The organism is Marinobacter sp. (assembly GCF_052091845.1).
GTDB lineage: Bacteria > Pseudomonadota > Gammaproteobacteria > Pseudomonadales > Oleiphilaceae > Marinobacter.
In genome coordinates, this window is sequence record NZ_JBQDCO010000015.1 from 40,803 (window position 1) to 67,129 (window position 26,327).

Here is a 26,327-nt window from a genome sequence, read left to right on the forward strand (position 1 = left end):
TTATTACGTGTCGTTTTTGAATTTTTCTTTATTGTCAGCGTTTATTCCGACCTTCTTTGTGGTGTCAATCACTCCCGGCATGTGTATGACTCTGGCACTGTCGCTTGGTATCACTGTTGGCGTAAAACGTGCCATGTGGATGATGGCCGGAGAACTGCTGGGCGTTGGGCTTGTGGCGGCTACATCGGCGGTGGGCGTTGCCACGTTTATGCTGCAATACCCAGCGGCGTTCGAGGTGTTCAAGTATGCCGGGGGCGCTTACCTGGCCTGGCTGGGTATTCAGATGTGGCGCTCTCGTGGCCGGATGGCCATGCCTGATCAGGATGCAGAACCCATCGTTACCTCACGGTGGGAGCTGGCTATTCAAGGGTTTGTCACGGCAATCGCTAACCCGAAAGGCTGGGCGTTTTTTATTGCCTTGCTGCCTCCTTTTATCGACAGCGCGCTACCTCTGCCGCCGCAGTTGGCTGCCCTGGTGTTGATCATCCTTACCCTGGAGTTTTTCTGCCTGCAATTATACGCCCAAGGTGGGCGTAAGCTTCGCAAAGCACTCAGCAAAGGCGGAAGCGTGCGCCTGGCTAACCGGTTTTCCGGCAGCCTGATGGTTCTTGTCGGTGCCTGGCTGGCATTCGGTTAAAGGTACAGCCCGCGCAACTCAGCCTGTGCGTTCCGAAAGGCCATGCCACGCTCTTTAACCGGCAGTGTGGCGCTCCTGTTGCCAAACAAAATCAATCCGGCCCAGAACATGGGCTTTTTCAACATCACTTAACCAACTACCGGTAATGCTGTTTTTTACCAACTGCAGGACTTGCTCCGGCGATACATCCAGGTTATTGATCAGCGCGTGGAAATTGTCGTTCACATAGCCGCCAAAGTAAGCAGGATCATCAGAGTTGATGGTTACTTTGAGGCCCTTGGCCATCATTTCAGGGAAGGGGTGCTGTTTCATATCGTCTACAACCCGCAAGCGTTTGTTGGAAAGAGGACAAACGGTTAAAGTCAGCTCTTTAGCTGCTATCAACGCCGTCAATTCAGCATCTTCCAATGCACGGTTACCATGATCAATGCGCTGAATTTCAAGCCGATTCAGCGCTTGCCAGACATAATCCGGTGGACCTTCCTCTCCCGCATGTGCAGTAACCCGCAGCCCAAGCTCACGACAGCGCTTAAACACGCGTTCAAACTTTTCGGGAGGATGCCCCATTTCGGCGGAGTCCAACCCGATGCCATCAATACGGTCAAGATGAGGCAGCGCGAGCTCCAGGGTTTCAAAGGCACTGTTCTCTGATAAATGCCGCAAAAACGACATAATGAGCCGGAAGCTCATTCCCAACCTCTCTTGAGCATCGGTCAGTGCCCGGAAAATACCGTCAATTTGGGTTTCGAAGGCCACACCTCGCTCCAAATGAGCTTGGGGGTCGAAGAAAACCTCGGTATGGACCACGTTGTCCTGGTGGCTGCGCTCAAGGTAGGCCCAGGTCAAATCATAAAAGTCCTGTTCGGTTAACAAAACCGACATGCCACTGTAGTAGAGGTCCAGAAATTCCTGAAGATTATTGAACTGATACGCCAGACGCAGGGCATCTTCATTTTCGTAAGGCAGAGATACACTGTTACGGCGTGCCAGCGCAAACATCAGTTCTGGCTCAAGGCTGCCTTCCAGGTGCAGGTGAAGTTCCGCCTTGGGCAGTTTATCGGCGAGAGCAAGCGTTAACGAAGACATGAAAGTTCCTCGGCTGTATTGTGATTATAAGTGCGGCTGCCACGAGCCTTTTTATAGCAGCAACTCTGTACAAAGTTGCCTTGAATATCAAACGGCAGCTTCCCAAAACGTATTTATCCCTCCAGATTCCGTACCCGCTGCGCCAATACGGCGAAATCGAAGAATGTGCCTTTGCGCACCCGTAATAGTAGGAGAGACACCGCAACCGGTACCAGGGATGCCAGCAGGAAAGATTCCAGCAGGTAGGTGGTGGGAGCGCCCGGGGCGGGAAACACCAGCAGCCCGGCGGCCAGACCACCCAGGGTGCTTATTACTGCATTATAGCTTTGGTAACGGGCGTTGTAGAAACCAAAAAACACCGGAAACGCCGCCGCGCAACACAGCAGATCAGCCAGCAGGAACAAATAAAGAACGCTGTAGCCCTGGGCGGCCACAAGCAACACCGGCACCGAGAGCAACACAATCAACCAGCGCGAAAGTGACAGTAAATTGTGATTGCCAAGCTTGGGTAGTAGCCGCCGCAGATCCACCACCATAATGCTCGAAAGGCCGCTGATCGTGGAGTCGGCGCTGCTCATAATCAGTGCCAACCCGAACGGCAGCAGACCTATGGCAAACCACAGCGGCACGTCTGCCAGCAGCACACTGAAAAGCGCTACTGAACCGTCTCCGGGCAACCCCAGCCCCACAAAAGCCAACCCAAACAGTCCCATAACAAATATAATGGGAAAGCTCAGTAACCCACTGATGATAAAGCCGTTACGGATTACTTTGTTATCCCGGGCGGCGAAAATTCGCTGCCAGGTTCCCTGGTAGAACAAACCGGTCAATACCACGGCAATAAAGAACGTTAGGCCGGACTTCAGGCCGTTGATGTCTAGCGGGTTTAGCAAGTGTGGTGCTTTTTTCTGTAAGCCCTCAAGTGCGGGGGCCAGCCCACCGACCGCCTGCCAGCCAAAACCAATCAACACGGCCAGAAATGGCAGAATAACCAACATTTGTACCCGGTCAGTAAAAATGGTTACCCGCAGTCCTCCATACAGGGTGTAGAGCAGGGTGGCTACCATTACGATGGTCGCGGTAAGCCAAAGAGGTACCGGCGCCAGCAAGGCGACCATTTGTGCGATAGCAGTCAGCCCGGCGGTCAGACCGATAAACAAGTAGAAAATCATGATCGCCAGCACAAAACCGTACATCACACGACCGTAACGGCAGAGCACAAATTCGGTCAGGGTGTGGCCTTGGGGCATCAGCGCACGGATACGGCTGCCCAGAGGAATCATGATCAAGCGGGGCACCAGTGACCCCAGGGCATAACCGGTGACAGCACCTATGCCGCCCCAGGTCGCGGCCTGTGCTGGGCCAAATAAAATCCAGGTGCCCATGGTCGTGGCCAGCAATGTCAGCAGAGTGGCGGAGCTGGTTTGACTGTTGCGAGCAACCAGAAAATCATCCAGGTTATCCTGCTTACGGCGGGCGTAAATCAGGCCGGGTATGGCGAAAAACGCCGCAAATAAAACCAGCCACACAAGTGCGGTAGAGGAGCTTAGCATCGGTTTTCTTCCTTGCCCGGTAGGGCGCGAGTAGCGATCACCAAAATGGCTTCACCAGGACATCCGCGAAGGAAGAAAGGCGCACGGGAATGCAATTAGCAGGCGTTTTCCTTCCCTTCGCCGGTATTACCCGGATCAGGTTCAAAGGGTTACCGCACAAAATGCGGAGTCTCAGCCGTTAACCGGCCCCCCCAGGAGCGTTATCAGCGTATGAAGTCTGCCAGTGCTTGTCAATTGCAAGTATCTTTGATGAGTTGGTGTGTGTGGGGCCTACAAGAACGTGCCCGGTATGCTATGGTTTTGTTTCGACACGGGGTGTCCTGCTAACAGGACTGAGATAAAACCCGTTGAACCTGATCCAGTTCATACTGGCGAAGGGATGTCAGCCACAGGCGCAGACAACATAGGGTTCCGCGCCTGTCTCATCATGCCTTCGCCTCACATTGAGGTGTCTATGCAACAATCTTTCCGTCTTGGTCAACAGCTAGTGCTGGTAACCGGTGGGGCCCGGGGTTTGGGCGAGCACTTGGTGCGCGCGTTTCTGCGTGAGGGCGCCAAAGTCGTTATCAACTACCACACCAGTGCCGAGGCCGCGCAAAAGCTGGCCGGTGAGGCACCAGATCAGGCACTGGCTGTACAGGCCGATGTCACTGACCGCGATGCGGTAAATGCCTTATTTAGCCGCGCCCGCCAGCATTTCGGTACACCGGTGACCACCGTAATCAACAACGCCCTGCCGGATTTTTCATTCAATGGCGATGCCCGTCCCAACGCGGAACAGCTAAGCTGGGATAATCTGCATCAGCAGTTTGCGGGTGTGGTAGGTGGCGCCCTTAATACTACCCAGGCAGCGCTTGAAGGCATGCGTGAGATCGGCTTTGGTCGTATTGTTAATGTGGGAACCAACCTGTTCCAGAACCCCGTGGTGCCTTACCACGATTATACTGCCGGCAAAGCCGCCTTGCTGTCGCTCACTCGCACCCTGTCCCAGGATTTGGGGCCAGATAATATCACCGTGAATATGGTCTCCGGCGGCTTGCTGCGCACCACCGATGCCTCCGCTGCTACGCCCGAGGAGGTGTTCGATTTCATCGCAGCCAGTACACCCTTACGTCGGGTGACCACACCCGCCGAATTTGCCGATGCCACCCTGTTTTTTGCCTCACCCTGGGCACGCTCAGTCACCGGGCAGAATCTGCTGGTTGATGGCGGCTTGGTGAAGAACTGATGAGCACCTCACAGATCACTAAACGCATGATGCATATAAACCTGTTTCTGATGGGGTGCGGCCATCACAGGGCAGCTTGGCGCCACCCGCATTCCGCGGTGGAACAACTGGGGGATATTCGTTACTACGAGCGCTTGGCGCAAATCGCTGAATGGGGCAAGCTGGATGCGGTGTTTTTCGCCGACAGCAATTCTGTGGGTAATGTCTCCGATGGCAGTTGGTGGTATTTGGAGCCGCTGACAGCCATCGCCGCCATGAGTCGGGCTACCGAGAATATTGGCTTTATCAGTACCGTCTCCAGCACCTTTTATACGCCCTACCACGCTGCACGCCTGGTGGCCTCACTGGATCATATATCCGGGGGTCGTATTGGCTGGAACGTGGTTACCTCAATGTTTGATGTAGAGGCCAGAAACCACGGTTATGACGCGATGCCGAGCCATGCCGAGCGCTACCGCCGCGCCGATGAGTTTGTGCAAACCGTGCTTGGGCTATGGGACTCCTGGGCTGACGATGCACTGGTGTTTGATCGCCATGGGCACTACGCCGATCCGGATAAGGTGCAGCCGATTAATCACCACGGGGAGTTTTTTCGAGTGGATGGCCCGCTGAACGTACCGCGCCCGGTGCAGGGCAACCCGGTGCTGTTTCAGGCAGGCGCCTCAGAGCAGGGCAGAGCCTTGGCAGCAAAGTGTGCCGAAGCCATTTACGCAGTAGCCTACGATTTACCGGCGGCGCAGAACTATTACCGCGACATAAAAAAACGGGTCAAAGCGGCCGGTCGCGATGTCACCGTGCCTGTTATGCCTGGCCTGGTCACTTACGTAGCGCCCACCGAAGCCGAAGCGCTTGCTAAACAGCGTGAACTGGATGAATTATTGCCTGTCGATGCCTCGTTACGGCAGTTAGCCATGTTTATTGACCAGGATTGTTCAGATTGGGCACTCGATGCTCCGGTACCAGCATTGCCGCCGCTGGAAGAATTCCGCGGGCCCCAGGGGCGCTATAGTACTATATTGCGTATTATTGAAACCGAGCAGCCCACGCTGCGCCAACTACTGGGCCGATTGGCGGCGGGCGGTGGCCACTGCACCATGGTAGGCACTCCGGAACAGATTGCCGACAAGATGGAGCACTGGTTTAATAATCAGGGCGCCGACGGTTTTAATCTGATGCCGCCATCTTTACCTGAAGGCATCGAGGATTTTATCGAACAGGTGGTACCAGAGCTTCAGCGTCGCGGCCTGTTTCGCAGCGACTACCAAGGTAACACTTTGCGGGATCATTTAGGGCTGGCTCGACCTGGCTTTTTTTAATAAAAACATAGAGGTATAAAAATGACTATACGTCCTTTGGTGTTTTCCACTGCCTTGTTGGGTTTATCAATACCAGCATTCGTTTTTGCGACCGAACAACCTGCTTCTGAGGAATCGCCTGGAATCACGGAGCAGGGCGCCGATGCGTATGCGTTCAAGATTGGCGACGGCGCTTTCAGACGGCACTGTGCCACAGGATCTGCACAAACTTTTGCAGGGAGTTACCACCGAGAAGATTGACGCACAACTTGCGCACGCTTATCAGTCCAACCCCGTTGAGACATCAGTCGGTGCGTTTCTTCTTGAGATGAACGACAGTCTCGTTCTCGTGGATACGGGCGCCGGTACTCTGTTCGGCTCGGGTTTCGGTGGTAAATTGCTTGATAGTCTGAATGCTGCCGGGTTCAGTGCAGAAGACGTGACCGACGTTCTGATCACTCACGCCCACTCGGATCATATAGGCGGGCTCACCCGGAGTGGTCAGACCGTATTCGATAATGCCACAGTTCATGTCGGCAAGCCTGATATCGACTTCTTTCTGGATCGTGAGAATGCAGCGAAGTCTGGTTATAAAATGCTCTTCTTTGATCAGGCTATACAGATTTTTACACCTTATACCGATGCCGGGAAAATCAAGGCATTTGATGAAACCACGGAGATCCTTTCTGGAATAACAGCCAGCCTTCACCCAGGTCACACGCCTGGCAGTGCTTTCTACAGATTAGAGAGTCAGGGCCAAACGCTCACCTTCGTCGGCGACATCGTCCACGCGCAAGCTGTCCAGTTTTCGGATCCTTCGGTAACCATCGTTTATGATGTGGATTCAAAGATGGCCGCCAAAGTACGATCAGAGGCTTTCTCGGGCTTCGCCAATCATCGTGACCTGGTCGCCGTTCCACATATGCCTTTCCCGGGCGTTGGCCATATCCGCGAGGCCCAGAAGGGCTATGATTGGGTGCCAGTCAATTACAGCAACCGGGAAGTCAAAAAGACCAAACAAGATAAGCATTGAATAGAGATTTCGGTCAGTACCTGCAAGCCTCCTTTGGGGGCCACTCGGGAAGGAGGCTTAGCCTTCATATCAGGAAGGGTCGGCGCGAAAGCAATGAACCCGACTCCGGTCACTTTTTTTTTGCGTGGTACATGGCCTGGTCGGCATGGCGAAGGAGTTGATTAGGGCTATTACCGTCTTGAGGGTAGCGCGCGACTCCGATACTGCCCGAGACCCGGGGAGCGCCGACTCCGATATCGTAAGGTTCCTCCAACTCATTGATAATATTTTGAGCAATTAGCTTTATCGGTTCGATGTCAGCTATGTCCAGCAAAATTACTGTGAACTCGTCGCCACTCAGCCGGGCAACCGTGTCCTCGCTGCGAACGCTGGCAACAATGCGCTTGGCAGCCTGCTTCAAAACCTGATCACCTGCGTCGTGTCCCTGCACGTCGTTTACCGCCTTAAAATTGTCAAGATCGATGAAGAGCAATGCGAAAGGCGCGCCCGTCCGCTCGGAACGCCTGATTTGCTGATCGAATCTGTCGTGGAACAGTCGCCTGTTTGGCAAGTCGGTCAGAAGGTCATAGTTAGCATGACGCAGTATTTCAGCCTCAAAGATTCGTCTTTCAGTGATATCCCGGGCCACGCCGGCAATGGCTTCAACTTGACCATTGGCATCCAATACTGGCGAATAGGTATATTCATACCATCGTTTTTCTGATTCTTCGCTAACAGTTACCTCCCCACGAAACGTCTCCTTCATTTCTATAACGGTTTTAAATTGACGGCGAAGGTCATGATTTTTTTCCGGCCATAAATCAAACACGGCAACACCCCTCAGTCGATCCACGGGTGCGCCCAGCAGAGCGGTGGTAGCCGGATTGGCAAAGACGATACGGCCGCTGATATCTACAAGATAGGTGGGATCGGGAGACCCGGACAACATGGAAACGAAACTCCGCTCCTGTTTTTCCTTTTCGTTGGTATAGCTTTCAATCGAATCAAGGAATGCCTGTTCAATAGCCCGGTCAAACAGGAGTAGCTCATCTAAATCTGACAGCGTTAGCCCTTGAACATCTCTGGTCCACAGTTGAACTACGTTACGGCGCAGATCAAGGAATTCTGTTGCGAGTTCGGGCAAATTAAGACCCAGTTTACGGCGTTCCTGACCGTGCTCGCGAGCAGGTTTTTCGACCTGAACCGGGGGCATCGCTTTCGCTACATGGTTATCGCTTTGCTGCCCGGCTTTGGCCTGTTCCAATTCTTGACAGATTGAGGCCAGCATGGTTCTAGCGTGATCACGGCGGTCTTGTTTGGTCGCAGACTTATCAGGCAAGAGTTCTTCAGCGTTATCCTCCCAAGGCTGAAGAAGATCCTCGATATTCAGCATGATCCATTTTGATAGGCGAGACATAGGTTTTTGCTCACAAGAGGTAATGTAAAACTAGCGCAGACTATATCAACCAGGTACGAGAAAATACCAGGAAAGAACTCGGGCCCCTGCACCCTCAAAAAAGCCTGGTAACAGGCTCTCCTTAACTGCTCCAATGTGGCTTTAACCGTGAATAGACAATCTGGGTGGGGCTCCCAAAACCGGGTCAGATTTAATTACAATCTGACTGACCGTTCCTTCTCACCCTATGTGAGCGTAATGTATGGGTGAAAATATGTTGATAAGTCGCCATGGCGGTTTTTGGAAAGAATTGGCGAGCGGAGAGTGTTTTGGGTCTATAGATGAGTAAATTTTGAGTAGCGTTGTAACAAATGTCTGAACTTTAAAGCTGGCGAGTAGACTTTATGAACGTAGTCATCATAGGTGCGGGGATTATGGGAACCACTTTTGCCACGCTGGCAAAAGAAATGGCACCAGACCTGGATATCACTATTTTAGAACGACTGGACAGTGCCGGCGCGGGCAACTCTTCGCCATTCTGGAATGCCGGCACAGGACACGAAGCAAACTGTGAGTTGAATTATACTCCAGTTGATGGAGAGACCATTTCAATTGAAAAAGCGTTTAAGATTCATGCCCAGTTCAATGTTGCCAAACAGTTTTGGGCTTATTTGATGCAAAAGGGTGTCATCGAAGACCCTAAAACGTTTATTAATCAAACCAAGCACTGCACGATTGTTTCCGAGCCTGCCATTGAAAAGCTGAAATTACGGTTCAAGGAAATGTCGGCTCATCACTTTTTTGAGCACATGCATTACTCGGAAGACTTTGATGAAATAAAAAGCTGGATTCCCTATACCATGGACGAGCGCCCACGAGATGAAAAAATGGCCGCTACCGTCATTGAAACAGGTACAGATGTAAATTTTGGGGCGTTAACGGAAAAAATGGCAGGCCACGCAGAGCAGAACCTGGGTGTGAAATTCGAATACGGCACTCACGTAAAGCGCGTGCACCGGAGCCCGGCCGGCCGCTGGGTTATCGAGGCAGAGAATAATGGGAAGCCGGTTCAGCATAAAGCTGATGTACTTTTTGTAGGTGCCGGCGGGGGTGCGTTCCCCCTTCTGAAAAAAAGCCACTTGCCATTTCGGAACCGGTTTACAGGCTTTCCGGTTGGCGGGCGTTTTCTTCAGGCCTCGATCACTAAGGAGCAAGCTGGTTACTACAGTGCTAAAACCTACGGCAAAGCCAAAGTGGGCGCGCCTCCCATGTCCGTGCCGCATCTTGATTTGCGCGTGGTGGACGGTCAGCATTACTTATTATTCGGGCCTTTCGCTTCATTCCAGCCACGTCTTGAGAAGGGCCGCGGATTTTTCGACTATCTCAAATCCATTCGCCTTCATGATATTCCGGGCTTGCTTAATGTCGCCTTAGAGAATTTTTCTCTGGTTAAATACCTGATTTCAGAGACCTTTAAGGGTGAAAAAACCATGTTCGATGAACTCGACAGCTTTGCCCCGGGCTTGAGTAAAAAGTTTGACTGGAAACCCATTCAAGCCGGCCAGCGAGTACAGATCATCAAAGACCGGGGCTTGCAGATGGGAACAGAAATCGTTGTCTCCAAAGACAAAACCTACGGCACTTTGCTGGGGGCATCGCCCGGAGCGTCGGTTTCACCTGAGGTTATGTTGCGCTGTCTGGAAAAATTAATACCGTCCATTTTTACCAAAGAAGAAGCCAGAAACAAAAAGAACGAGATTTTCCCCGAGGATGATCTGGATACATTAATCAATGACCCGGAGCGCTATCGAGAAGTTCGCGATGCAGCCAACAAGCTTTTAGGGATAACTCAGCCCGAGGGCTAATGAGGTCAGGCACATACGGTGCCGTTCGGTTTGATTTTCAAGACCACTATGCTAAGTTTGGGGTTCTTTGGGGAGTAGCCTGCTTCCGTGATTCGGAAGAGTCCGTATCAACATACTTGGCCACATGCCATGGTGCGGACACCTCTCGGTTGGCGAGACCATCGATATATCCATGCCTGATGGTCGGGCGTGTGGATGTGTCGTGGACTCAGTGCCTGACCGGAGAATATCGAATGAACCCCATAGCCCTTCTGTTGCTTGCTCTTTCAATGTCTACCGACGCGTTTGCTGTAGCCATAGGGAAGGGCGCCAGCCTGAAAAAACCCCGTTTCCCCGAAGCCTTAAGAATGGGTCTCATTTTTGGATCAATTGAGGCTGCCACGCCTCTTATCGGCTGGTTAATTGGCAGAGTGGCTGCTTCTTATGTGAGCGCCTGGGGCCATTGGATAGCCTTTGCAGTATTAGTTGGTCTGGGGGCACATATGATTAGTGAGGGCCTGAGTCCAGACAAGAAGCAGACACAGACTCCAACCAGACATTCGTTTCTAAAAATAGCTTTAGCGGCATTTGGCACCAGCATTGATGCAATGGCGGTGGGTGTAAGCCTGGCATTTGTAGAAGTGAATATATTTTTAGCAGCAGGGTTAATCGGTTTGGCTACAACTGCAATGGTTACGGTAGGCGTCATGCTGGGCCGGGTCCTGGGTTCGTTGTTTGGCCAAAGGGCTGAAGTTATTGGCGGCTTGACCCTGATCGCCGTCGGCGGGTGGATAGTGACGGGTAATCTTTGAGGGCGCCGGCCTCGAAAAATATAGGTGGCTTTTAATACGTCATTTAACTTATGCGCAGTGTTGTTGTTCATCGAACTAGCCAGCCTCAATAACTCTTTCTGAAACAGTGGCCTGGTTGGCCAGCGGTTTGGCCTGGTTCACCAGATACTTCATACAGCATGAAAATCGTGCTTCTCATGAACCTCCTCGGCCCGCTGAGCTTTTGTTGCTGCTAAACAAAAGCGAACATTCGAGTTTATCTTAATAATTCGATAGAAACGCGTAAACCGCTACAGGACTTAGTCGAAAAGCTGATTTTACCTTCATAGCGAGTCACTATATCTCGAACGATAGCAAGGCCGAGACCGTGCCCAGGTGTTTGCTCATCTAGCCGCAGACCCCTTTGGCCCAAACTGGCTAAATCCTCGTGATTAACCCCTGGGCCATCATCAGCAACAACTATTCGCTTGAAGCCGCTGCCTTGTTCCACAGAGAGCTCTACGCATCTCGAAGACCATTTGCCAGCATTGTCCAGTAAGTTGCCCAATACTTCATTAAGATCATGTTCTTCTATCGGCCATCGGCTGTCTTCAGGCAGAGAACTCGATAGTTCAAACGACTTTTCCGGATATAAACGACCGAGCATCCACAAAAGATCCCGTGCCTGTTTTATGGGGTAGGCGCTTTTCCCAATCTGGGGCCCGGCAAAACGGCTTCGGCGCATTTCAGCCTCTAATTGCCTATCGATATCGCTTAGTCGTTCCACCATCTGGTGCCTAAGAGTAGTGTTGAGGGGACGTGTGTCGTCTTCCAGTATCTGCCGGACGGCTGCGATGGGGGTTTTGACGCTATGAGACAGGTTTGCGAGAGCGTCCCTGGAGCGCTCCAGTCGCTGATCTAAGGAGTCCAGCAACTGATTTAGTTGAAGAACCAGCGGGTGGAACTCCTCTGGCGACTGAACGTTGATTCGGGAGATCTCTCCGTCCTGGAGTCTTTTTAATGCGGCTTTGAGTGTGACAACCGGTCGCATGGACATCGTGATTCCGAACCAGAGCACGGCGACCAAGAGCATAATCAACAGAACTGATACTACGGCGGTCCAGGCATGAAGTGCAGCTTGGCTGCGTTTCAGCGCACCCAGATCTTCAGAAACGATTACGACGATGGGTGTTTCACCGACCTGAAAAGACTTTCGGTAGGCGAGGATGTCTAAGGGAGTATCAGTGGTTTCGGCATCTTCTACGCGAACGGTTCCGTCTTCTTCGTTTTCAATCAGAGGCGTTAACAAGGGCTCCCAAGTATCGGGTGAAATGATGGTCTGTTCGGGTGTATGTATGGCAAAGGCATGATGAAAAACATCCTGGAAATAATCGCCCGTCTGGAGAGTGTCAACTTCACCATTCGCGTCGCGAATCTGGTGCTCAAGGAAAACGACTTCATCTTTCAGTCGGCTTTCAACGAATTCCCGAGACATTCGGTCGAGCAGCAAGCCATGGACCAACCACGCTACCCCCATTAGACCAATTCCGGCGGGCAGTAACAGCGCAAGCAAGGTTCCTTTTACGGACGCAGGCTTTTTAAGGAATCGCATTAAAAATGTACCCCTGGCCGCGTCGTGTTGAGATGGTTTCGCTGCCCACTAGCTTCCTTAACCTCCGAATATACGCCTCAATGACGTTTTCACTCGGGCTATCATTCAAGTTGTAAAGCTGTTCCATTAGTTGTTCTTTGGAAAAGACGTGGCCAGGGCGGCTCATCAAACAACGTAGCAGCCGGAATTCGGTGCCGGTAAGTGTATGTTCCACGCCGTCGTCCATCTTGAGACTCTGGCGGTTTTCGTCCAGTTCAAAGCGGCCGGCTTTAACCTGAGCATGGACCCTTCCTTCACTTCGACGCACGAGTGCGTTGAGGCGTGCGATTAGCTCTTCTGTCTGAAAAGGTTTTGCCAGGTAATCGTCTGCCCCGGCTTTTAAGCCGTTAACCTTATCCTGCCAATCGCCTCTCGCGGTCAGAATCAAGACCGGACAGCTGACGTGATTCGTTCGCCACTTTCTCAATACGTCCAGCCCGTTGCCATCAGGTAGACCCAGGTCCAGAACAACAGCACGGTAATCCTCTTGCTCACCCAGAACGACGGCTTCTCGGGCACTGGGAGTTGTATCAACGCTGAAACCTGCTTTTCCCAACTGCCTGACCAGACCCTCAGCAAGCAAGCGGTCATCTTCGACGAGCAGTAAACGCATGAGTTTTTCCTTCTATGTATGGTCCGCGGTCGAAAGTGTGACTGATTAACCTGAATTCAGCCTGAACGGAAAATAGTTCGAGTTTTTCAGAAAGAATTCAGGTTAGTGAGAGAAGGTAACAACCGATTCTGGACATTGCTCAAGATTGGGGCTCAATCCTGCAGTGTTTTTCGAGCAATATTTTACAGAGGATAAAAAGATGAATGCATCAAAACTATTCGTAGCGGGTATGGCGCTTTCAATGTCGGCAACAGCGTTTGCGGCTGGCGCCCATGATGGTGGCCACGGGCACGGCGCTACAAGCGGTGAACCTGGCAAAGCGTCGGAGGCCAGCCGAACCGTAACTGTCGAGATGTACGACAACTACTACGAACCCGAAGAAATCAGTGTAAAGCCGGGTGAAACCGTTCGCTTCGTGGTGGAGAACAAGGGAAACCTCGTCCATGAGTTCAGTGTTGGCACTCCCGACATGCACGAAGCTCATCAAGAGGAAATGATGATGATGGTTGAGCATGGCGTCATCCAGGGCGGCAAGCTGAACCACGACATGATGAATATGGATATGGGGAATGGCCATTCCATGAAGCATGACGACCCGAACAGCGTGTTGCTGGAACCGGGCCAAAGTAAAGAAGTGGTATGGAAGTTCTCTGATAAAGGCAATATCGAATTTGCCTGCAACGTGCCGGGCCACTATCAGGCCGGGATGTACGGTGAGGTCAATTTCGAGTAACTCGCTTAACTGAGGTCCGCGAGCGCGGGGCTGAGACACGTTTCTCGGCCCGGCTTCAATGACGTGTAGTTCGGAGCAACACAGATGAAACCGCGCTTTTTGACAGGGCTTTTGAGCCTGCTGATGCCAGCCATGGTTCTGGCCGGCGAATACGACCTTACGGTCGACCGGGTGAAAATTGATACCGGCGATTTTGTGAAGGAAGGCATTGGATACAACGGCGCATCTCCGGGACCGGTAATGCGTTTCAAGGAAGGCGAGAACGTCCGGATCAACGTGACCAACAACCTGGATGAGATGACGTCCATTCACTGGCACGGCCTGATCCTTCCTTTTAACCAGGACGGTGTGCCTGGTATCAGTTTCCCGGGCATCAAGCCGGGTGAAACCTTTACCTATGAGTTTTCTATCCAGCAGGCAGGCACCTACTGGTTCCACAGCCACTCTGGTTTTCAGGAGCCGGACGGCGCCTATGGTGCCATTGTCATCGAGCCCGAGGGCCGTGAGCCATTCCGCTACGATCGTGAATACGTGGTGCAGCTGACTGACAAGCACCCCCATTCCGGTGACCGCATCATGCGCAACCTGAAAATGATGCCGGATTACTACAACCGCGAGCAGCAAACTGTCGGCGAGTTTTTCTCGGACGTGTCAAAGAATGGCCTGATGAACACCGTCAGTGACCGTATTGCCTGGGGTGGTATGCGGATGATGAAGGCGGACGTTGAAGACGTGCAGGGCTTTACGGGCCTGATCAACGGCAAAGGCCCGGACCAGAACTGGACGGGACTCTTTGAGCCGGGCGAACGCATTCGGCTGCGATTCATCAACTCTTCTGCGATGACCTACTTCGACATCCGGATTCCTGGTCTGGACATGACGGTTGTCCAGGCTGATGGCAACAACGTTCAGCCGGTCAATGTGGACGAATTCCGGATTGGTGTGGCGGAAACCTACGATGTGATCGTTCGCCCGAGAGACAAGCAGGCCTACACCATTTTTGCTGAATCCATGGGGCGGTCCGGCTATGCCAGGGCAACGTTGGCCCCCGAAGAAGGTATGGAAGCGGCTGTTCCGCAACTGCGTGATCCGGCGCGCCTGACTATGGCAGACATGAGCGGTATGCCCGGCATGGACCATGGCAACATGGCCGGTATGGATCATGGCGACATGGATATGAATAGCTCAGAAGGGATGTCCGGAATGGATCATTCCAACATGGAAGGCATGGATCATGGTTCCATGGCGATGGGAAAAGGCGGCCAAAGCGACCCCTTTTACGCCAAGGGAAGTGGCCTTGTACCCACGGCAGCCAATGGCGGCAAGTTCCTGTCCTATGCTGACCTGAAGGCCCAAGATCCACTGTATGAAGACCGCGAACCGACCCGGGAAATTGAGCTTCGTTTGACCGGCAATATGGAGCGTTATACCTGGAGCATTAATGGCGTCAAGTACGAAGACGCAGACCCAATTCGTCTCAAATACGGTGAGCGAGTTCGCTTCAAATTCGTGAACGAGACCATGATGACTCACCCTATGCACCTGCACGGTATGTGGTCCATTCTCGATGTTGGTGCAGACCAATGGAACCCGATCAAGCACACGGTCAGTGTGCAGCCAGGCACCACGGTTTACATGGAAACCGAGGTCGACGGGCCCGGTCAGTGGGCGTTCCACTGTCACCTGTCCTATCACGCGGCCGCTGGTATGTTCCGCAAGGTCATTGTTGAAGGTGGGCCAGAGTCGACGCAGGCCAAAACAGACGTGATTGCCAAAGATGGAGGTGAGGTATGAGCTGTATTCGATCAATTGTCGCAGTCAGCTTCCTTGCCTCTATTGGTGTCTCAACGGCGGTGACAGCTCAGGAAATGATCTCCGACACGACCGCTCGAAAACAGCCGCTCACAACCTGGGGCGTTCAATTCGAGGAATTTGAGTACCGCTACAGCGACGATGACGAGGAGCTGGGCGTCTGGAATGCGGATGCCTTCTATGGCACCGACGACTTTAAAGTCCGGCTGCTCACAACCGGGGAGTACGAGATAGAGGAGCAGGCCTACGAAACGCTGGAAAACCAGCTGGTCGGCCAGATCCCTATCTCCAAGTTCTTCGACGCCAAAGCGGGCGTGCGTTTCGATACGCCCGAGGGGCCGGACCGTACGTATGCGGTTCTCGGTGTGGCCGGGCTGGCGCCCCAATGGTTTGAGATCGATGCAAATCTGTATGTCAGCAAGGATGGCGATACGTCAGCTGAACTGGACGCTGAGTACGAATTGCTGTTCACCAACTACTGGATTCTGGCGGCAACGCTGGATGCCTCAGTAGCGTTCAGTGAGGATGAAGAGATCGGCGTCGGCAAGGGATTGGTTTCCACCGAAACCGGCCTCCGGCTCAGCTACGACCTGATCGACCGTGCGTTCTCACCCTACGTGGGTGTGGTGCACGAGCGTAAGTATGGCGATAGCGCCGACCTGGCCGAGGCGGACGGCGGTGGCACAGAAGACTGGTTTGCCGTGATCGGCGCTCGAATCGCATTCTGATGCTGATGGGCCATGGGGAAACCCACGGCCCTTTTTCGTCTATGATTTGATGTAACTCAAATCCACCGAAAGTCTGTGTCCATTTTCAGACGCAGTTCAGATTGAAGTGTTTTGATACAGGGAGAAGTCATCAGGAAGAGAGGTGTCACCCCATGACCAAAGCACACAAAGCAACCAATCAGGAGCAGTTTTTGTTGCGCCGAAAAATGGCCGTCGAGGGGCTTGGAGAGGATCAGTGGGATGAGCTCATCCACGATCTTAATCGCCACCCCTGCGTTGATTTCGCCGAGCGTAAGCCAAATGGCACATTGCAGGTGACGTACGACGGAACCCACTGGTCCGTCGATGAATTACTGGAACTGATCAAGGCTTACGGTGGCCAATTGAAAACCGGATGGTGGACCCGGCGCAAATTGGCTTGGTACCGGGTTACCGACGACAACGTCCGGGCAAATGCCAAGCATGAGCCGTTCTGCTGTTCCAAGATTCCACCCATGAAAAAATAACAGGAGGTTGAATGAACAGGGAGGAAGATCGAACTACCCGCTACCAGGAGGGCAGTCTCACTTTACCAGGGACAGTCATGCTGGGTACCGGCGTCATGATTGGCGCCGGTATTTTTGCACTTACCGGGCAGATGGCCCAGATGACCGGTGTCCTTTTCCCGCTGGCCTTTCTCGCGGCGGCGGTGATTGTCAGCTTCAGCGCCTATTCCTACATCAAGATCTCCAATGCCTACCCGTCCGCCGGCGGTATCGGCATGTACCTGCACAAGGCTTACGGAAACCGGCTGCCAACGGCTTTCAACGCCCTGTTGATGTATTTTTCCATGGTCATCGCTCAGAGCTTCCTGGCCCGGACCTTTGGCTCTTACACCATGCAACTTTTCGGCGGGGATGACAGTGGCCGCATGGTGCCCATTCTCGGCGTGGCGCTCATTCTTGCGGCCTTTCTGATCAACCTGCTGGGCAATCGGATGATTCAAGGGGTGGCTTCCTTTATCGGGATCCTGAAAATCGGCGGCATACTGATTTTCGGTCTGGTCGGGATCTGGATTGCCGACTCAGTCTCGGTTGATTTTTCGGAGCCCGGTGAAGCCGGAGCGCTGGGCAACTTCCTGGGCGCAACCGCACTGGGGATTCTGGCGTTCAAAGGCTTTACGACCATCACCAACAGTGGTTCGGAAGTAATAGACCCAAAGCGAAATGTTGGGCGCGCCATCGTGATTTCCATTGCCGCCTGTGTGGTGATCTACACGCTGGTGGGATTTGCGGTCGCCAGCAATCTATCTCTGGCTGAAATTATCGAAACGCAGGATTACTCTCTCGCCGCTGCTGCACGCCCCGCTCTCGGCGAATACGGCGTCTGGTTTACTGTTGCGATTGCCATGATGGCCACGGCGGGAGGAATTCTGGCCAGTGTATTTGCTGTGTCCCGCATGTTGGCCATGCTGACGGAGATGAAACTGGTTCCTCATCGGCATTTCGGGATGCCCGGCAGCATTCAGAAGCACACACTGGTGTATACCGTTGTCCTGGGTCTGATTCTGACCGCCTTCTTTGACCTGTCACGCATTGCTGCGTTGGGTATCGTGTTTTATCTGATTATGGACATTGCCATTCACTGGGGTGTGCTCCGTTATCTACGCAAAGACATTAAGGCCAACACCTGGGTGCCAGCAACAGCCATCTTGTTGGATCTTTTGGCGCTGGGCGGCTTCGTCTGGGTAAAGCTTAATACGGACCCGTTCGTCATCAGCGTGGCAGTCGTGACCATGATCGTGATTGCAGTATCCGAGCAGATTTTCCTTAAAAGATCACCGGAATCGGCGCAAGCGAAACAGGAAGAGAGTCATGCGCATCATCATTAATCTGAATCAGGAAGAGAGGCTATTGCCATGATGGGAGATAACATGTTCGGGAACACCATGTGGGCAGGCCACTGGCTGTGGATGCTGGTGATTGCCATTGTGGTCGTCATTCCGGCCTGGCGTATTTGCCAGCGCACGGGGTATCCGGGGTGGATGGGTGTACTGATACTGATCCCTATCGTCAATCTGGTTCTGCTGTATTTCATTGCATTTGCAGACTGGCCCGCCGATAAAACAGGAGATCAGAATGGCTGAGCACCATCACGCCCATGACCACGATCACCACGCCGATAAAGAACCTGGCGGGCACACCGCCAAGGATCCGGTTTGCGGCATGGCAGTCGATCCGCATACCGCGGAACACCGCAGCCAGCATGGCGGTAAAACCTGGTACTTCTGCTCGTCGCGTTGCCAGTCCAAATTCGACGAGGACCCTGAGCAGTACCTCGATTGGGAAAAGAAACAGCAAGAGCCGGTAGCGCCGGGCACTATGTATACCTGTCCCATGCACCCCGAGATTCGGCAGCAAGGGCCAGGGGACTGCCCAATCTGCGGCATGGCCCTAGAGCCCGAGCAGGTAAGCCTGGACGACGGGCCTTCGGAAGAACTCAAAGACATGACCCGCCGATTCTGGATCGGCCTGGTGCTGGCCCTGCCTGTACTGGTACTGGAGATGGGTGGGCACCTCACCGGACTCGATCACATTATAGCCCCGCAGATGTCCAACTGGATTCAACTGGTGCTGGCAACGCCTGTGGTGCTCTGGTGCGGTTGGCCCTTCTTCGTCCGGGGTTGGAAATCCGTGGTTAGCCGTAACTTGAACATGTTTACGCTCATTGCCATTGGTACCGGCGTCGCGCTGATCTACAGTCTGGTGGCGACCCTGGCGCCGCAGATCTTCCCAGGCGCCTTCCGGCAGGAAGACGGGTCGGTCGCCGTCTACTTCGAGGCGGCTGCTGTCATCGTGGTGCTGGTGCTGCTGGGGCAGGTGCTGGAATTGCGCGCCAGAGAGAAAACCTCTGGTGCCATCAAGGCCCTGCTGGATCTGGCACCGGCGACGGCCAGAAAACTGGACGACGATGGCAGCGAATCCGATGTGTCGCTTGATCAGGTCAAGGTGGGCGACCGCCTGCGGGTGCGCCCCGGTGACAAGGTGCCGCTGGACGGCGAGGTGCTTGAAGGCAGCTCCAACGTGGATGAATCCATGGTGACCGGTGAGCCTTTGGCAGTCAGCAAAAAATCCGGCGACCAGGTGATCGGCGGCAGTATCAACCAGCAGGGCAGCTTTATCATGCGGGCCGACAAGGTTGGCCGTGACACCATGCTGTCCCAGATTGTGCAGATGGTGGCGAGCGCCCAGCGCAGCCGCGCGCCCATTCAGGGCCTGGCCGACAAGGTGGCGGGTTATTTTGTGCCTGCGGTGATCGTGATCGCCATTATCGCCTTTATAGCCTGGTCATTCTTCGGGCCCACGCCGCCTATGGCGTTCGGGCTGATTGCAGCGGTCAGTGTTCTGATCATTGCCTGCCCTTGCGCACTTGGCTTGGCGACGCCCATGTCCATCATGGTGGGTGTCGGACGCGGTGCTCAAAGTGGCGTTCTGATTCGCGATGCGGAAGCCTTGGAGCGTATGGAGAAGGTGGACACCGTGGTGGTGGATAAAACCGGCACGCTGACAGAGGGCAAGCCGCAAGTCACCCGGCTTGTCGCGGCCAACGGGTTCGATGACAGTAGTCTCATGCGTTATGCAGGCGGCCTGGAGAAAGGCAGTGAGCACCCACTGGCTCACGCCATACTCGATAAAGCCAAGGGCATGGACCTGAAGCTTCCGGATGCGGAAGACTTTGACTCTCCGAATGGTAAAGGGGTTACCGGTCGAATAGACGGCAAGCGGGTGCTACTTGGTAACCGCCTTCTCATGGAGTCGGAAAATGTCGACACCACGCGATTTGACGGCGACGCCGACCAGCTCCGAAAAGATGGTGCTACCGTGATTTTTGCTGCTGTCGACGGAAACGTCGCAGGGTTGCTGGCGATTGCCGATCCGGTCAAGGAAACCACCGAAGCCGCTATTTCCGCGCTGCAAAAAGACGGCATCCGGGTGGTCATGCTGACCGGCGATAACCGCACTTCAGCTGAAGCAGTTGCCCGAAAACTGCATATCGACGAAGTGGAAGCGGAAGTCCTGCCGGAAGATAAGGGCAAGATCGTCCAGCGCCTGAAAGACGAAGGCCGTGTTGTCGTGATGGCGGGTGACGGCGTAAACGATGCGCCTGCACTGGCAACGGCGGATGTCGGTGTGGCCATGGGCACCGGGACCGATGTCGCCATCGAAAGCGCCGGCATTACGCTGCTACGCGGCGACCTGATGGGCATTGTCGAGGCGCGCCGTTTGTCTCTGGCGACCATGCGCAATATCCGTCAGAACCTGTTTTTCGCCTTCGTTTACAACTCCGCCGGTGTTCCGATAGCGGCAGGGGTTTTGTACCCGTTTTTCGGGATACTGCTGTCGCCCATTTTTGCAGCGGCCGCCATGTCGCTGTCCTCGGTCAGCGTGATCGTGAATGCGCTGCGTTTGAGGGTGGTGAAACTCGGGTCAAAGCAATGAACTTCTGAATCATTGGAGGTAGCTATGTCATACACGATCGATCAAGTTATCAAAGATGTCGATTTCGAGGACGTGGACAGAAGAGCGCGTCAGGCCCTCACTGATCACGGGTTCGGTGTGCTGACAGAAATTGATGTCAAAGCCACCATGAAGAAAAAGCTTGACAAGGATATGTTGGCCTATCGGATTCTCGGGGCCTGCAATCCTGGCATGGCCTGGGAAGCCATCGGTGTGGAGCCTCGCGTGGGTGCCATGCTGCCTTGCAACGTTATTCTTCGTGAGGTTTCGGAGGGCATTGAGGTAAGTGCAGTGGATCCATTGGCTTCCATGAGCGCCATCGATAATGACGAGCTCAAGCAGGTTGCCGGGAAGGTCAGGGATATGCTCTCTGAGGTTGTGGAATCGATCTGAAGCCGGTAGAGGCGTCGATTTGCTGCAGTGCCTGCGGTTTGCAATGGATTAGCGAATTAGCCAGGCGAGCGCATAGCCCAACTGAACACTGGAAATGCAAATAGGACTCCTCATTTGACGACGGGATACCTATTTGATGTCAGTCATATTATGGAGAAGAAAAAAGGAAAAAAGATATGGATATAAAGACTTTTGGACAACTGATCGACTGGACGCGCGATCTGCACTCACATCTGGCGAGCTGTCTGTCCCATTGCGCAACAAAGCACGAGGAAGAACGGGCCCGTGCGCTTTTGGATTATCTGGCAGCTCATGAATCGGAAATAGAGCGGATCGTGAACGAGTTTGAGCACCAAGGGGATAAGAAGGCACTGGAAACTCGGGTGTACGACTACCTGTCCCATAATCCGATCAAAACTCATCGAACCTGCGACGAGCCTTACGCGAAGCTTGATTTTGATGGTATCTGCCGGGAAGTGTTCGACTTTCATGATCAGATTATTGATCTCTACAAAACGCTGATTGGAAAAGCCGAAATTCCAGAAGCAAAAGAGCTGTTCGAATCTCTTTTGGCGATGGAGGAAAATGAGTCGATGAGACTGGCTCGTCAGGTTGGCCGAATGCAGGATCTATGAGATCCGAGCACTTTTGCTGACGGCTTAATCCCTTTGAATGTTTCCAATTGAGGCTCACCTTCACACCTCAAAGACGGGCGCAAAGCCACCTCCCGGCGTTCGAAAGTTGGTGGCCTGGCCCTGGTACACACGGGCAGCGGCAAGCAGATGTTGCCCGGCATAGGTGTACAAACGGATATCGACCTTTCTGGTGGTGACCGTGCCATCCACTCTCAGGGTGCGTTCTCCGGCGGGAACGAAGTTCTGCGCGATGTAATCACCCTTCAGGATCTCTTCGAAAACGCGGCGGGTTAGTTTTTCGCCCCGATAGACGCCCTTGCTGCCATGGCCCGCTACCGGTTTGAAAAACAGTTTACGCCGGTTGCTCCACAACTCCGCCTCATCACTTGCTGAAACCAGCCGGGTCTTCGGTACAGCTCTATCCAGAAATCCTGCCTCGGTTTCACTCAGGCCCCAGTCGCGCAGGGTTTGGGCATCAGATAGCAGGATCAGGTTCCGTTTGTCGGCCATCAGCGCATGGGCGCGTGGATTGGGCGTGACGACCGCCGCGCCGTCGAGGTAGGCGCGCCTCAGCGCCCCAAGAGCCGGGGCCTCCAAGGCAAAATCCACCAGGCGGTTGTACACCATGCCGATAGGCTTGCCGTGGGCGCTCAGAGCGCCATCAACATACTCAAGCTCCGATGGGTCGAGGATCAAGGTCTCAATGCCTCTGGCCTGGAATAACTGCTGGGCCAGTTGGAATTCCGGGAACATAAACTGGGATTCAGGGGCATCATCCACAATGGCCAGGCAACCGGGCGTCGAGTCGCCACCTTGCCGTTGCCACTCCTGCTGGAACATGGCAAACACCGCGTCCTCGAACCCATCCAGTGCACGGTTGGTGCCAGCGGTCTGCTGGGACGGGTCACAGCATCGGTGTTGAGCCCGGGCCAATACCGTGTTCAGAAATGCGCCGCCGGCGTTGGTGTTGATTTCGATCAGCCGAGGCCCGTTCTCGCCCAGGTGAAAGTCGTAGCCCATGAACGCCCCGATGGGGCCTGGATCAAAACCGGCGATGTCCGGCGCCCAGGACAGAGCTTTTTCCTTATAGGGCGGAAGCTCGGCTGCGGATTCGATCGCCTGAACAATCCGCTCCATCGTCGCGATGTCAGCCTGGGGAACAAAAACCGGCGTGTTTGAAAAGAAATGATGGATCTCGGGAGTGGCCGGCGCCTCGTTCCCAGTGTCTGAAAACTGCTTCTGGAGGCTGTCAGTGAGCGCTTTTCGGTCAAGGGTGATGCAGTAACACTGCCGGTTGAGCTGGTCGGCGTGGGTTTTGGTTGTTCGCTGGTTTTCCTGGGGCACGTCTTGCATTGGTCGTCCATGGTCATTGTGAATCGTTCCACCTTGATTCTGGTCAAACGAATGCATGTTTCGCAACTGTTTTCAGGCCTGTTTCAGCTTGGTGTGATGGACTGCCAAGTAATGACCATGCCTGTTCGGGATCTTGCTTACCGGGCGAGGAGATCTTACTGAAACCCTCTGACCAAAAAGGGCACGCTATGAACCATTCGTTGCGCAAGCAGTGTATTGCTGGTATTACGGCCAGTGTCGCTATGAGTTTTTCGCTGATGGTGGCCGCAGACACGAACCGGGCATTTGTTCCCATGGGCACAGCGGATGCCGTCGGCGTTATTGATCTGGAAAACCGCAAGGTGACGTCGTCCATTGGCGGCACCCTGAATACCCACGGTTCGGCACTGACCCCGGATGGCCGGCATCTGGTGGTGGGTAGTTTGTCGGCGCATGATCGTCAGGAGCCGGTTAGTCGCCCCGAAGGCGTTTCAGAAGATGAACACGCCGCTCATCATGGGGGCGGGCAGTCTACTGAATTGGAAGCAGGGAGTACCGGGCTGCTCTATTTGGTGAACACGGCCACAAAGACGATTGACCGCAAACTGGAAGTGCCGGGGCCGGTGCACCATGTGCTGGTGACTTCCAACGGTCGCTATGCCGTTTCCACGCATCCTGCCAGTGGCAGTATCAGCGTTGTGGATCTGGATTCCGGTCAGTTGGTCAAAACTGTGGCGACGGGGCCGGCCCCCAACTATCTGGTGCAAACCGACGACGGCCAATCCCTTCTGGTCAGCAATACCGGTAATGGCACGGTCAGCGAAGTGGATACCGAGCACTGGTTCGTCGAGCGCAATTTGCGAGTTGGCGGCAACCCAGAGCATATGGTGCTTGCCCCCGGCAACCAGCGGCTCTACGTGAATGATGCTGCATCCGGCCAGGTTCTTGTCCTTGAGCTTGCCAAAGGCGCGGTGGCGAACCGGTACGAGGTTGGGGAGGCGCCCCATGGCGTTGGCTTGAGCGCAGATGGCCAGACCCTCTATGCCACCAGCCAGGGCGGCAACCAAGTGGTCCGGATTGAGCTAGCCAGCGGCGCCCGCCACACCAGGCCGCTGGCTCCTGCGCCCTATCATCTTGCGGTCTCTCCCTACGATGGCCAGCTACTGGTGACCAGTCGGGCAGAGAACAAGCTTTGGGTGCTCGACCCGGAATCCCTCGATGTGGTTGATGAGATCGCGCTGAGCGGCATAGGCCATCAGATATCCCTTGAGGCCCATTAGTACCCTGTTCTGACACTGGTTTTTTCGCAAAGGAACCGCTCATGGATCGACGCTTTAAAATTACCTTGGCAATGTTTGCCGTTATCGCACTGGTTTTACTCTGGGGAGAACACAAGGTTCATCTGCTTGGCGCCTTGCCCTGGCTGATACTGCTTGCTTGTCCGCTGATCCATATTTTTATGCACGGAGGGCACGGAGGGCATGGAGGACATGGAGGACATAACCACCAGGCAGAGCAACCGGGAAAGAGTGGAGAGCAGCGTGATGACTGATGGTGCATCGGATTATGGCCTTTGGAGCCTAGTGGTGCTGAATTCGGCGATTTTCATATTCTTCGCCTTCAGTTTTTTCAAACCGCAGACCCGCCGGGACTGGCGTTCGTTTGGTGCCTTCAGCGCGTTTCTGGTGGCACTGTTCACCGAGATGTACGGGTTCCCGCTGACGCTCTACTTCCTCTCCGGCTGGCTGCAGAGCCAGTATCCCGACGTGAACTGGTTGGCTCACGACAGTGGCCACTTGCTGGAAATGCTGTTTGGTTGGAAGGGTTCCCCACACTTTGGGCCGTTTCATCTCTTGAGCACAGTGTTTATTGGCCTCGGGTTTTATCTGATTGCGGCTGGCTGGCGTACCCTGTATGCCGCGCAAAAGGCAGGGCAGTTGGCCACAACCGGCCTGTATGCCCACGTTCGCCACCCCCAGTATTCCGGCTTCGTGCTCATCATGTTTGGTTTTCTGCTGCAGTGGCCAACGCTGCTGACGCTGGCCATGTTCCCGGTGCTGGTGTGGATGTACTCGCGCCTGTCTATTCACGAGGAGCGTGAAACAGAAAAAGCGTTCGGCTCCGATTGGCGGGCCTATGCAGCCAGAACTCCCCGTTTTATTCCGCAATTGAGGAATTTGAGGCGCAAGGAAATCGAGGAACAAGAATGATGCATGGGGCAACTATCTCAGTAGGCGTTCTTGCAGTCGCACTAATCAGCGGCTGCGGTAAACAGGCGGTGGATGACCGCTGGTACACACAGGCTGAGGTCGAGCGCGGCGCAGTGGTGTTCGACGACAACTGCGCAAGCTGCCATGGCGGCAATGCCCAAGGCGCTTTCAATTGGAAAAAGACTCTGAAGGATGGCTCTTACCCGCCGCCACCGCTCAACGGAACAGGCCATGCCTGGCACCATTCCTTCGACACGCTGATGGGTACAATTAGTCAAGGTGGCGCCCCCATGGGTGGGAAAATGCCGGCCTTCGCAGACGAGCTCTCCAGGGACGATCAAAAAGCCGCTATCGCCTATTTCCAGAGCAAATGGGACAAGCGGATCTATGAGGCATGGTCTGAAAGGAGTGGGCTCTGATTTCTCTGGGTAATCAGACGATTAACTCAAGGAGGCAGTGTATGAAATGCTTATGGGTGGTGGCTTTTCTAAGTGTTTTTCCGGGCAGTGCGCTGGGTGGTGCGCCCTCGGCGGAATCATTGATTGAGGGGATGGAGGCCACCCTGTGGTCGGACAGCAACCACGGCCGTTTCACCATGCGTATCGAAACCGAATTCTGGACCTGGAGGCCTGGATGGTTCGGCAGGTTTAAGATGGAATTATAGCGAGTTATCGTCGGTAGTCACATGGACAGGCACAGGGGTACTTCCTCTTGCACAATGGGTTTTCTTGCCACTGATAACGGTCCTGGTTGTCAAATGGATGTTTCTTGGGTGGTTGACTCTGAGAGCCAAATAAAGCAGCGCCGTGGAAGTGAAATAAAGTATCTTCTGGATGTTAAAAATTGAAGGGTATACGGATTTAATGGTTGATGGGGCACCTTCACCCCATCAATCTGATACCA

26 protein-coding genes and 3 riboswitches are annotated in these 26,327 nt (G+C 54.0%); of the genes, 20 read left to right on the top strand and 6 right to left on the bottom strand.

What is annotated here, in order from left to right:
- Positions 1–61 precede the first annotated feature (61 nt).
- Positions 62–637, top strand: coding sequence for a LysE family translocator (locus tag ACTHYN_RS06965; protein WP_441811763.1), 576 nt, complete (start codon positions 62–64; stop codon positions 635–637).
- Positions 638–691: 54 nt separating this feature from the next.
- Here the strand turns inward: ACTHYN_RS06965 and ACTHYN_RS06970 are convergent, their stop codons facing one another.
- A complete protein-coding gene (locus tag ACTHYN_RS06970) occupies positions 692–1,723 on the bottom strand; it encodes an adenosine deaminase (RefSeq protein WP_441811746.1) in 1,032 nt (343 codons plus the stop codon).
- Between the two features lie 113 nt (positions 1,724–1,836).
- Positions 1,837–3,276, bottom strand: coding sequence for a sodium:solute symporter family protein (locus ACTHYN_RS06975; protein ID WP_441811747.1), 1,440 nt, complete (start codon positions 3,274–3,276; stop codon positions 1,837–1,839).
- A gap of 95 nt (positions 3,277–3,371) precedes the next feature.
- A riboswitch (TPP riboswitch) is annotated at positions 3,372–3,479 on the bottom strand.
- 98 nt (positions 3,480–3,577) lie between these two features.
- A riboswitch (TPP riboswitch) is annotated at positions 3,578–3,673 on the top strand.
- Positions 3,674–3,730: 57 nt separating this feature from the next.
- On the opposite strand from ACTHYN_RS06975, the gene ACTHYN_RS06980 reads away from it, so the two are divergent.
- From ACTHYN_RS06980 to ACTHYN_RS06990, 3 genes are all read left to right on the top strand, one after another.
- Positions 3,731–4,504 carry a 3-oxoacyl-ACP reductase gene (locus tag ACTHYN_RS06980; RefSeq protein ID WP_441811748.1) on the top strand — a complete coding sequence of 258 codons (774 nt, stop codon included), beginning with the start codon at positions 3,731–3,733 and terminating at the stop codon, positions 4,502–4,504.
- A complete protein-coding gene (locus tag ACTHYN_RS06985; protein ID WP_441811749.1) occupies positions 4,504–5,820 on the top strand; it encodes an LLM class flavin-dependent oxidoreductase in 1,317 nt (438 codons plus the stop codon). The genes ACTHYN_RS06980 and ACTHYN_RS06985 overlap by 1 nt, the downstream gene beginning before the upstream one ends.
- A 142-nt stretch (positions 5,821–5,962) precedes the next feature.
- Positions 5,963–6,832, top strand: coding sequence for an MBL fold metallo-hydrolase (locus tag ACTHYN_RS06990; protein ID WP_441811750.1), 870 nt, complete (start codon positions 5,963–5,965; stop codon positions 6,830–6,832).
- 109 nt (positions 6,833–6,941) lie between these two features.
- Here the strand turns inward: ACTHYN_RS06990 and ACTHYN_RS06995 are convergent, their stop codons facing one another.
- Positions 6,942–8,228 (bottom strand): diguanylate cyclase domain-containing protein, encoded by a 1,287-nt coding sequence (locus tag ACTHYN_RS06995; protein WP_441811751.1) that lies wholly within the window; start codon positions 8,226–8,228, stop codon positions 6,942–6,944.
- A 383-nt stretch (positions 8,229–8,611) separates the two neighbouring features.
- Between ACTHYN_RS06995 and ACTHYN_RS07000 the strand changes: the two genes are divergently transcribed.
- Together ACTHYN_RS07000 and ACTHYN_RS07005 are read left to right on the top strand one after the other, a co-directional pair.
- Positions 8,612–10,072, top strand: coding sequence for a malate:quinone oxidoreductase (locus tag ACTHYN_RS07000; RefSeq protein WP_441811752.1), 1,461 nt, complete (start codon positions 8,612–8,614; stop codon positions 10,070–10,072).
- Between the two features lie 57 nt (positions 10,073–10,129).
- A riboswitch (yybP-ykoY riboswitch) is annotated at positions 10,130–10,302 on the top strand.
- Positions 10,303–10,305: 3 nt separating this feature from the next.
- A complete protein-coding gene (locus ACTHYN_RS07005) occupies positions 10,306–10,863 on the top strand; it encodes a manganese efflux pump MntP (protein WP_441811753.1) in 558 nt (185 codons plus the stop codon).
- Positions 10,864–11,098: 235 nt separating this feature from the next.
- On the opposite strand, the gene ACTHYN_RS07010 is transcribed toward ACTHYN_RS07005, so the two are convergent.
- Positions 11,099–12,433 carry an ATP-binding protein gene (locus tag ACTHYN_RS07010; RefSeq protein WP_441811754.1) on the bottom strand — a complete coding sequence of 445 codons (1,335 nt, stop codon included), beginning with the start codon at positions 12,431–12,433 and terminating at the stop codon, positions 11,099–11,101.
- Positions 12,420–13,085, bottom strand: coding sequence for a response regulator transcription factor (locus ACTHYN_RS07015; protein ID WP_022990681.1), 666 nt, complete (start codon positions 13,083–13,085; stop codon positions 12,420–12,422). The genes ACTHYN_RS07010 and ACTHYN_RS07015 overlap by 14 nt, the downstream gene beginning before the upstream one ends.
- Before the next feature lie 199 nt (positions 13,086–13,284).
- Between ACTHYN_RS07015 and ACTHYN_RS07020 the strand changes: the two genes are divergently transcribed.
- The 9 genes from ACTHYN_RS07020 to ACTHYN_RS07060 all read left to right on the top strand — a co-directional run bounded on the left by ACTHYN_RS07020 (position 13,285) and on the right by ACTHYN_RS07060 (position 21,882).
- Positions 13,285–13,818, top strand: a complete 534-nt coding sequence (locus ACTHYN_RS07020; protein ID WP_106761014.1) for a cupredoxin domain-containing protein — start codon at positions 13,285–13,287, stop codon at positions 13,816–13,818.
- Between the two features lie 84 nt (positions 13,819–13,902).
- Positions 13,903–15,612, top strand: a complete 1,710-nt coding sequence (locus ACTHYN_RS07025) for a copper resistance system multicopper oxidase (RefSeq protein WP_441811755.1) — start codon at positions 13,903–13,905, stop codon at positions 15,610–15,612.
- Complete coding sequence (locus ACTHYN_RS07030) at positions 15,609–16,358, top strand: copper resistance protein B (RefSeq protein WP_058340741.1); 750 nt, start codon at positions 15,609–15,611, stop codon at positions 16,356–16,358. Before ACTHYN_RS07025 ends, ACTHYN_RS07030 begins: the two co-directional genes overlap by 4 nt.
- A gap of 152 nt (positions 16,359–16,510) precedes the next feature.
- Entirely contained in the window at positions 16,511–16,864 is a 354-nt protein-coding gene (locus tag ACTHYN_RS07035; RefSeq protein WP_441811756.1) for a hypothetical protein, read from the top strand.
- Positions 16,865–16,875: 11 nt separating this feature from the next.
- Positions 16,876–18,228, top strand: a complete 1,353-nt coding sequence (locus ACTHYN_RS07040) for an APC family permease (RefSeq protein ID WP_441811757.1) — start codon at positions 16,876–16,878, stop codon at positions 18,226–18,228.
- Positions 18,229–18,255: 27 nt separating this feature from the next.
- Entirely contained in the window at positions 18,256–18,483 is a 228-nt protein-coding gene (locus ACTHYN_RS07045) for a hypothetical protein (protein WP_022990675.1), read from the top strand.
- Positions 18,476–20,836 carry a heavy metal translocating P-type ATPase gene (locus ACTHYN_RS07050; RefSeq protein WP_022990674.1) on the top strand — a complete coding sequence of 787 codons (2,361 nt, stop codon included), beginning with the start codon at positions 18,476–18,478 and terminating at the stop codon, positions 20,834–20,836. Before ACTHYN_RS07045 ends, ACTHYN_RS07050 begins: the two co-directional genes overlap by 8 nt.
- Before the next feature lie 24 nt (positions 20,837–20,860).
- Entirely contained in the window at positions 20,861–21,247 is a 387-nt protein-coding gene (locus ACTHYN_RS07055; protein ID WP_058092337.1) for a DUF302 domain-containing protein, read from the top strand.
- A 176-nt stretch (positions 21,248–21,423) separates the two neighbouring features.
- The gene (locus ACTHYN_RS07060) at positions 21,424–21,882 is read left to right on the top strand and encodes a hypothetical protein (protein ID WP_022990672.1); all 459 of its coding nucleotides are present in this window, start codon (positions 21,424–21,426) and stop codon (positions 21,880–21,882) included.
- Between the two features lie 60 nt (positions 21,883–21,942).
- Here the strand turns inward: ACTHYN_RS07060 and ACTHYN_RS07065 are convergent, their stop codons facing one another.
- Positions 21,943–23,235: a hypothetical protein gene (locus ACTHYN_RS07065; RefSeq protein WP_136549234.1), complete on the bottom strand. Its 1,293-nt coding sequence runs from the start codon at positions 23,233–23,235 to the stop codon at positions 21,943–21,945.
- Between the two features lie 188 nt (positions 23,236–23,423).
- On the opposite strand from ACTHYN_RS07065, the gene ACTHYN_RS07070 reads away from it, so the two are divergent.
- Genes ACTHYN_RS07070 through ACTHYN_RS07090 form a run of 5 tightly spaced genes read left to right on the top strand, consistent with a single transcriptional unit; the run spans position 23,424 to position 26,088 of the window.
- The gene (locus tag ACTHYN_RS07070) at positions 23,424–24,494 is read left to right on the top strand and encodes a YncE family protein (RefSeq protein WP_058092334.1); all 1,071 of its coding nucleotides are present in this window, start codon (positions 23,424–23,426) and stop codon (positions 24,492–24,494) included.
- 41 nt (positions 24,495–24,535) lie between these two features.
- Positions 24,536–24,766 (top strand): DUF2933 domain-containing protein, encoded by a 231-nt coding sequence (locus tag ACTHYN_RS07075; RefSeq protein WP_138435649.1) that lies wholly within the window; start codon positions 24,536–24,538, stop codon positions 24,764–24,766.
- Positions 24,759–25,424 carry an isoprenylcysteine carboxylmethyltransferase family protein gene (locus ACTHYN_RS07080; RefSeq protein WP_064226816.1) on the top strand — a complete coding sequence of 222 codons (666 nt, stop codon included), beginning with the start codon at positions 24,759–24,761 and terminating at the stop codon, positions 25,422–25,424. Before ACTHYN_RS07075 ends, ACTHYN_RS07080 begins: the two co-directional genes overlap by 8 nt.
- A complete protein-coding gene (locus tag ACTHYN_RS07085) occupies positions 25,421–25,843 on the top strand; it encodes a c-type cytochrome (protein WP_441811758.1) in 423 nt (140 codons plus the stop codon). The genes ACTHYN_RS07080 and ACTHYN_RS07085 overlap by 4 nt, the downstream gene beginning before the upstream one ends.
- A gap of 41 nt (positions 25,844–25,884) precedes the next feature.
- Positions 25,885–26,088 (top strand): hypothetical protein, encoded by a 204-nt coding sequence (locus ACTHYN_RS07090; RefSeq protein ID WP_207924346.1) that lies wholly within the window; start codon positions 25,885–25,887, stop codon positions 26,086–26,088.
- The last annotated feature ends 239 nt before the right edge of the window (positions 26,089–26,327 follow it).

What these genes read in the sequence shown, in the direction of transcription:
- ACTHYN_RS06970 (WP_441811746.1), bottom strand. Translation starts at nt 1,723, where the DNA reads ATGTCTTCGTTAACGCTTGCTCTCGCCGATAAACTGCCCAAGGCGGAA.
- ACTHYN_RS06975 (WP_441811747.1), bottom strand. Translation starts at nt 3,276, where the DNA reads ATGCTAAGCTCCTCTACCGCACTTGTGTGGCTGGTTTTATTTGCGGCG.
- ACTHYN_RS06980 (WP_441811748.1), top strand. Translation starts at nt 3,731, where the DNA reads ATGCAACAATCTTTCCGTCTTGGTCAACAGCTAGTGCTGGTAACCGGT.
- ACTHYN_RS06985 (WP_441811749.1), top strand. Translation starts at nt 4,504, where the DNA reads ATGAGCACCTCACAGATCACTAAACGCATGATGCATATAAACCTGTTT.
- ACTHYN_RS06990 (WP_441811750.1), top strand. Translation starts at nt 5,963, where the DNA reads ATGCGTATGCGTTCAAGATTGGCGACGGCGCTTTCAGACGGCACTGTG.
- ACTHYN_RS06995 (WP_441811751.1), bottom strand. Translation starts at nt 8,228, where the DNA reads ATGTCTCGCCTATCAAAATGGATCATGCTGAATATCGAGGATCTTCTT.
- ACTHYN_RS07000 (WP_441811752.1), top strand. Translation starts at nt 8,612, where the DNA reads ATGAACGTAGTCATCATAGGTGCGGGGATTATGGGAACCACTTTTGCC.
- ACTHYN_RS07005 (WP_441811753.1), top strand. Translation starts at nt 10,306, where the DNA reads ATGAACCCCATAGCCCTTCTGTTGCTTGCTCTTTCAATGTCTACCGAC.
- ACTHYN_RS07010 (WP_441811754.1), bottom strand. Translation starts at nt 12,433, where the DNA reads ATGCGATTCCTTAAAAAGCCTGCGTCCGTAAAAGGAACCTTGCTTGCG.
- ACTHYN_RS07015 (WP_022990681.1), bottom strand. Translation starts at nt 13,085, where the DNA reads ATGCGTTTACTGCTCGTCGAAGATGACCGCTTGCTTGCTGAGGGTCTG.
- ACTHYN_RS07020 (WP_106761014.1), top strand. Translation starts at nt 13,285, where the DNA reads ATGAATGCATCAAAACTATTCGTAGCGGGTATGGCGCTTTCAATGTCG.
- ACTHYN_RS07025 (WP_441811755.1), top strand. Translation starts at nt 13,903, where the DNA reads ATGAAACCGCGCTTTTTGACAGGGCTTTTGAGCCTGCTGATGCCAGCC.
- ACTHYN_RS07030 (WP_058340741.1), top strand. Translation starts at nt 15,609, where the DNA reads ATGAGCTGTATTCGATCAATTGTCGCAGTCAGCTTCCTTGCCTCTATT.
- ACTHYN_RS07035 (WP_441811756.1), top strand. Translation starts at nt 16,511, where the DNA reads ATGACCAAAGCACACAAAGCAACCAATCAGGAGCAGTTTTTGTTGCGC.
- ACTHYN_RS07040 (WP_441811757.1), top strand. Translation starts at nt 16,876, where the DNA reads ATGAACAGGGAGGAAGATCGAACTACCCGCTACCAGGAGGGCAGTCTC.
- ACTHYN_RS07045 (WP_022990675.1), top strand. Translation starts at nt 18,256, where the DNA reads ATGATGGGAGATAACATGTTCGGGAACACCATGTGGGCAGGCCACTGG.
- ACTHYN_RS07050 (WP_022990674.1), top strand. Translation starts at nt 18,476, where the DNA reads ATGGCTGAGCACCATCACGCCCATGACCACGATCACCACGCCGATAAA.
- ACTHYN_RS07055 (WP_058092337.1), top strand. Translation starts at nt 20,861, where the DNA reads ATGTCATACACGATCGATCAAGTTATCAAAGATGTCGATTTCGAGGAC.
- ACTHYN_RS07060 (WP_022990672.1), top strand. Translation starts at nt 21,424, where the DNA reads ATGGATATAAAGACTTTTGGACAACTGATCGACTGGACGCGCGATCTG.
- ACTHYN_RS07065 (WP_136549234.1), bottom strand. Translation starts at nt 23,235, where the DNA reads ATGCAAGACGTGCCCCAGGAAAACCAGCGAACAACCAAAACCCACGCC.
- ACTHYN_RS07070 (WP_058092334.1), top strand. Translation starts at nt 23,424, where the DNA reads ATGAACCATTCGTTGCGCAAGCAGTGTATTGCTGGTATTACGGCCAGT.
- ACTHYN_RS07075 (WP_138435649.1), top strand. Translation starts at nt 24,536, where the DNA reads ATGGATCGACGCTTTAAAATTACCTTGGCAATGTTTGCCGTTATCGCA.
- ACTHYN_RS07080 (WP_064226816.1), top strand. Translation starts at nt 24,759, where the DNA reads ATGACTGATGGTGCATCGGATTATGGCCTTTGGAGCCTAGTGGTGCTG.
- ACTHYN_RS07085 (WP_441811758.1), top strand. Translation starts at nt 25,421, where the DNA reads ATGATGCATGGGGCAACTATCTCAGTAGGCGTTCTTGCAGTCGCACTA.
- ACTHYN_RS07090 (WP_207924346.1), top strand. Translation starts at nt 25,885, where the DNA reads ATGAAATGCTTATGGGTGGTGGCTTTTCTAAGTGTTTTTCCGGGCAGT.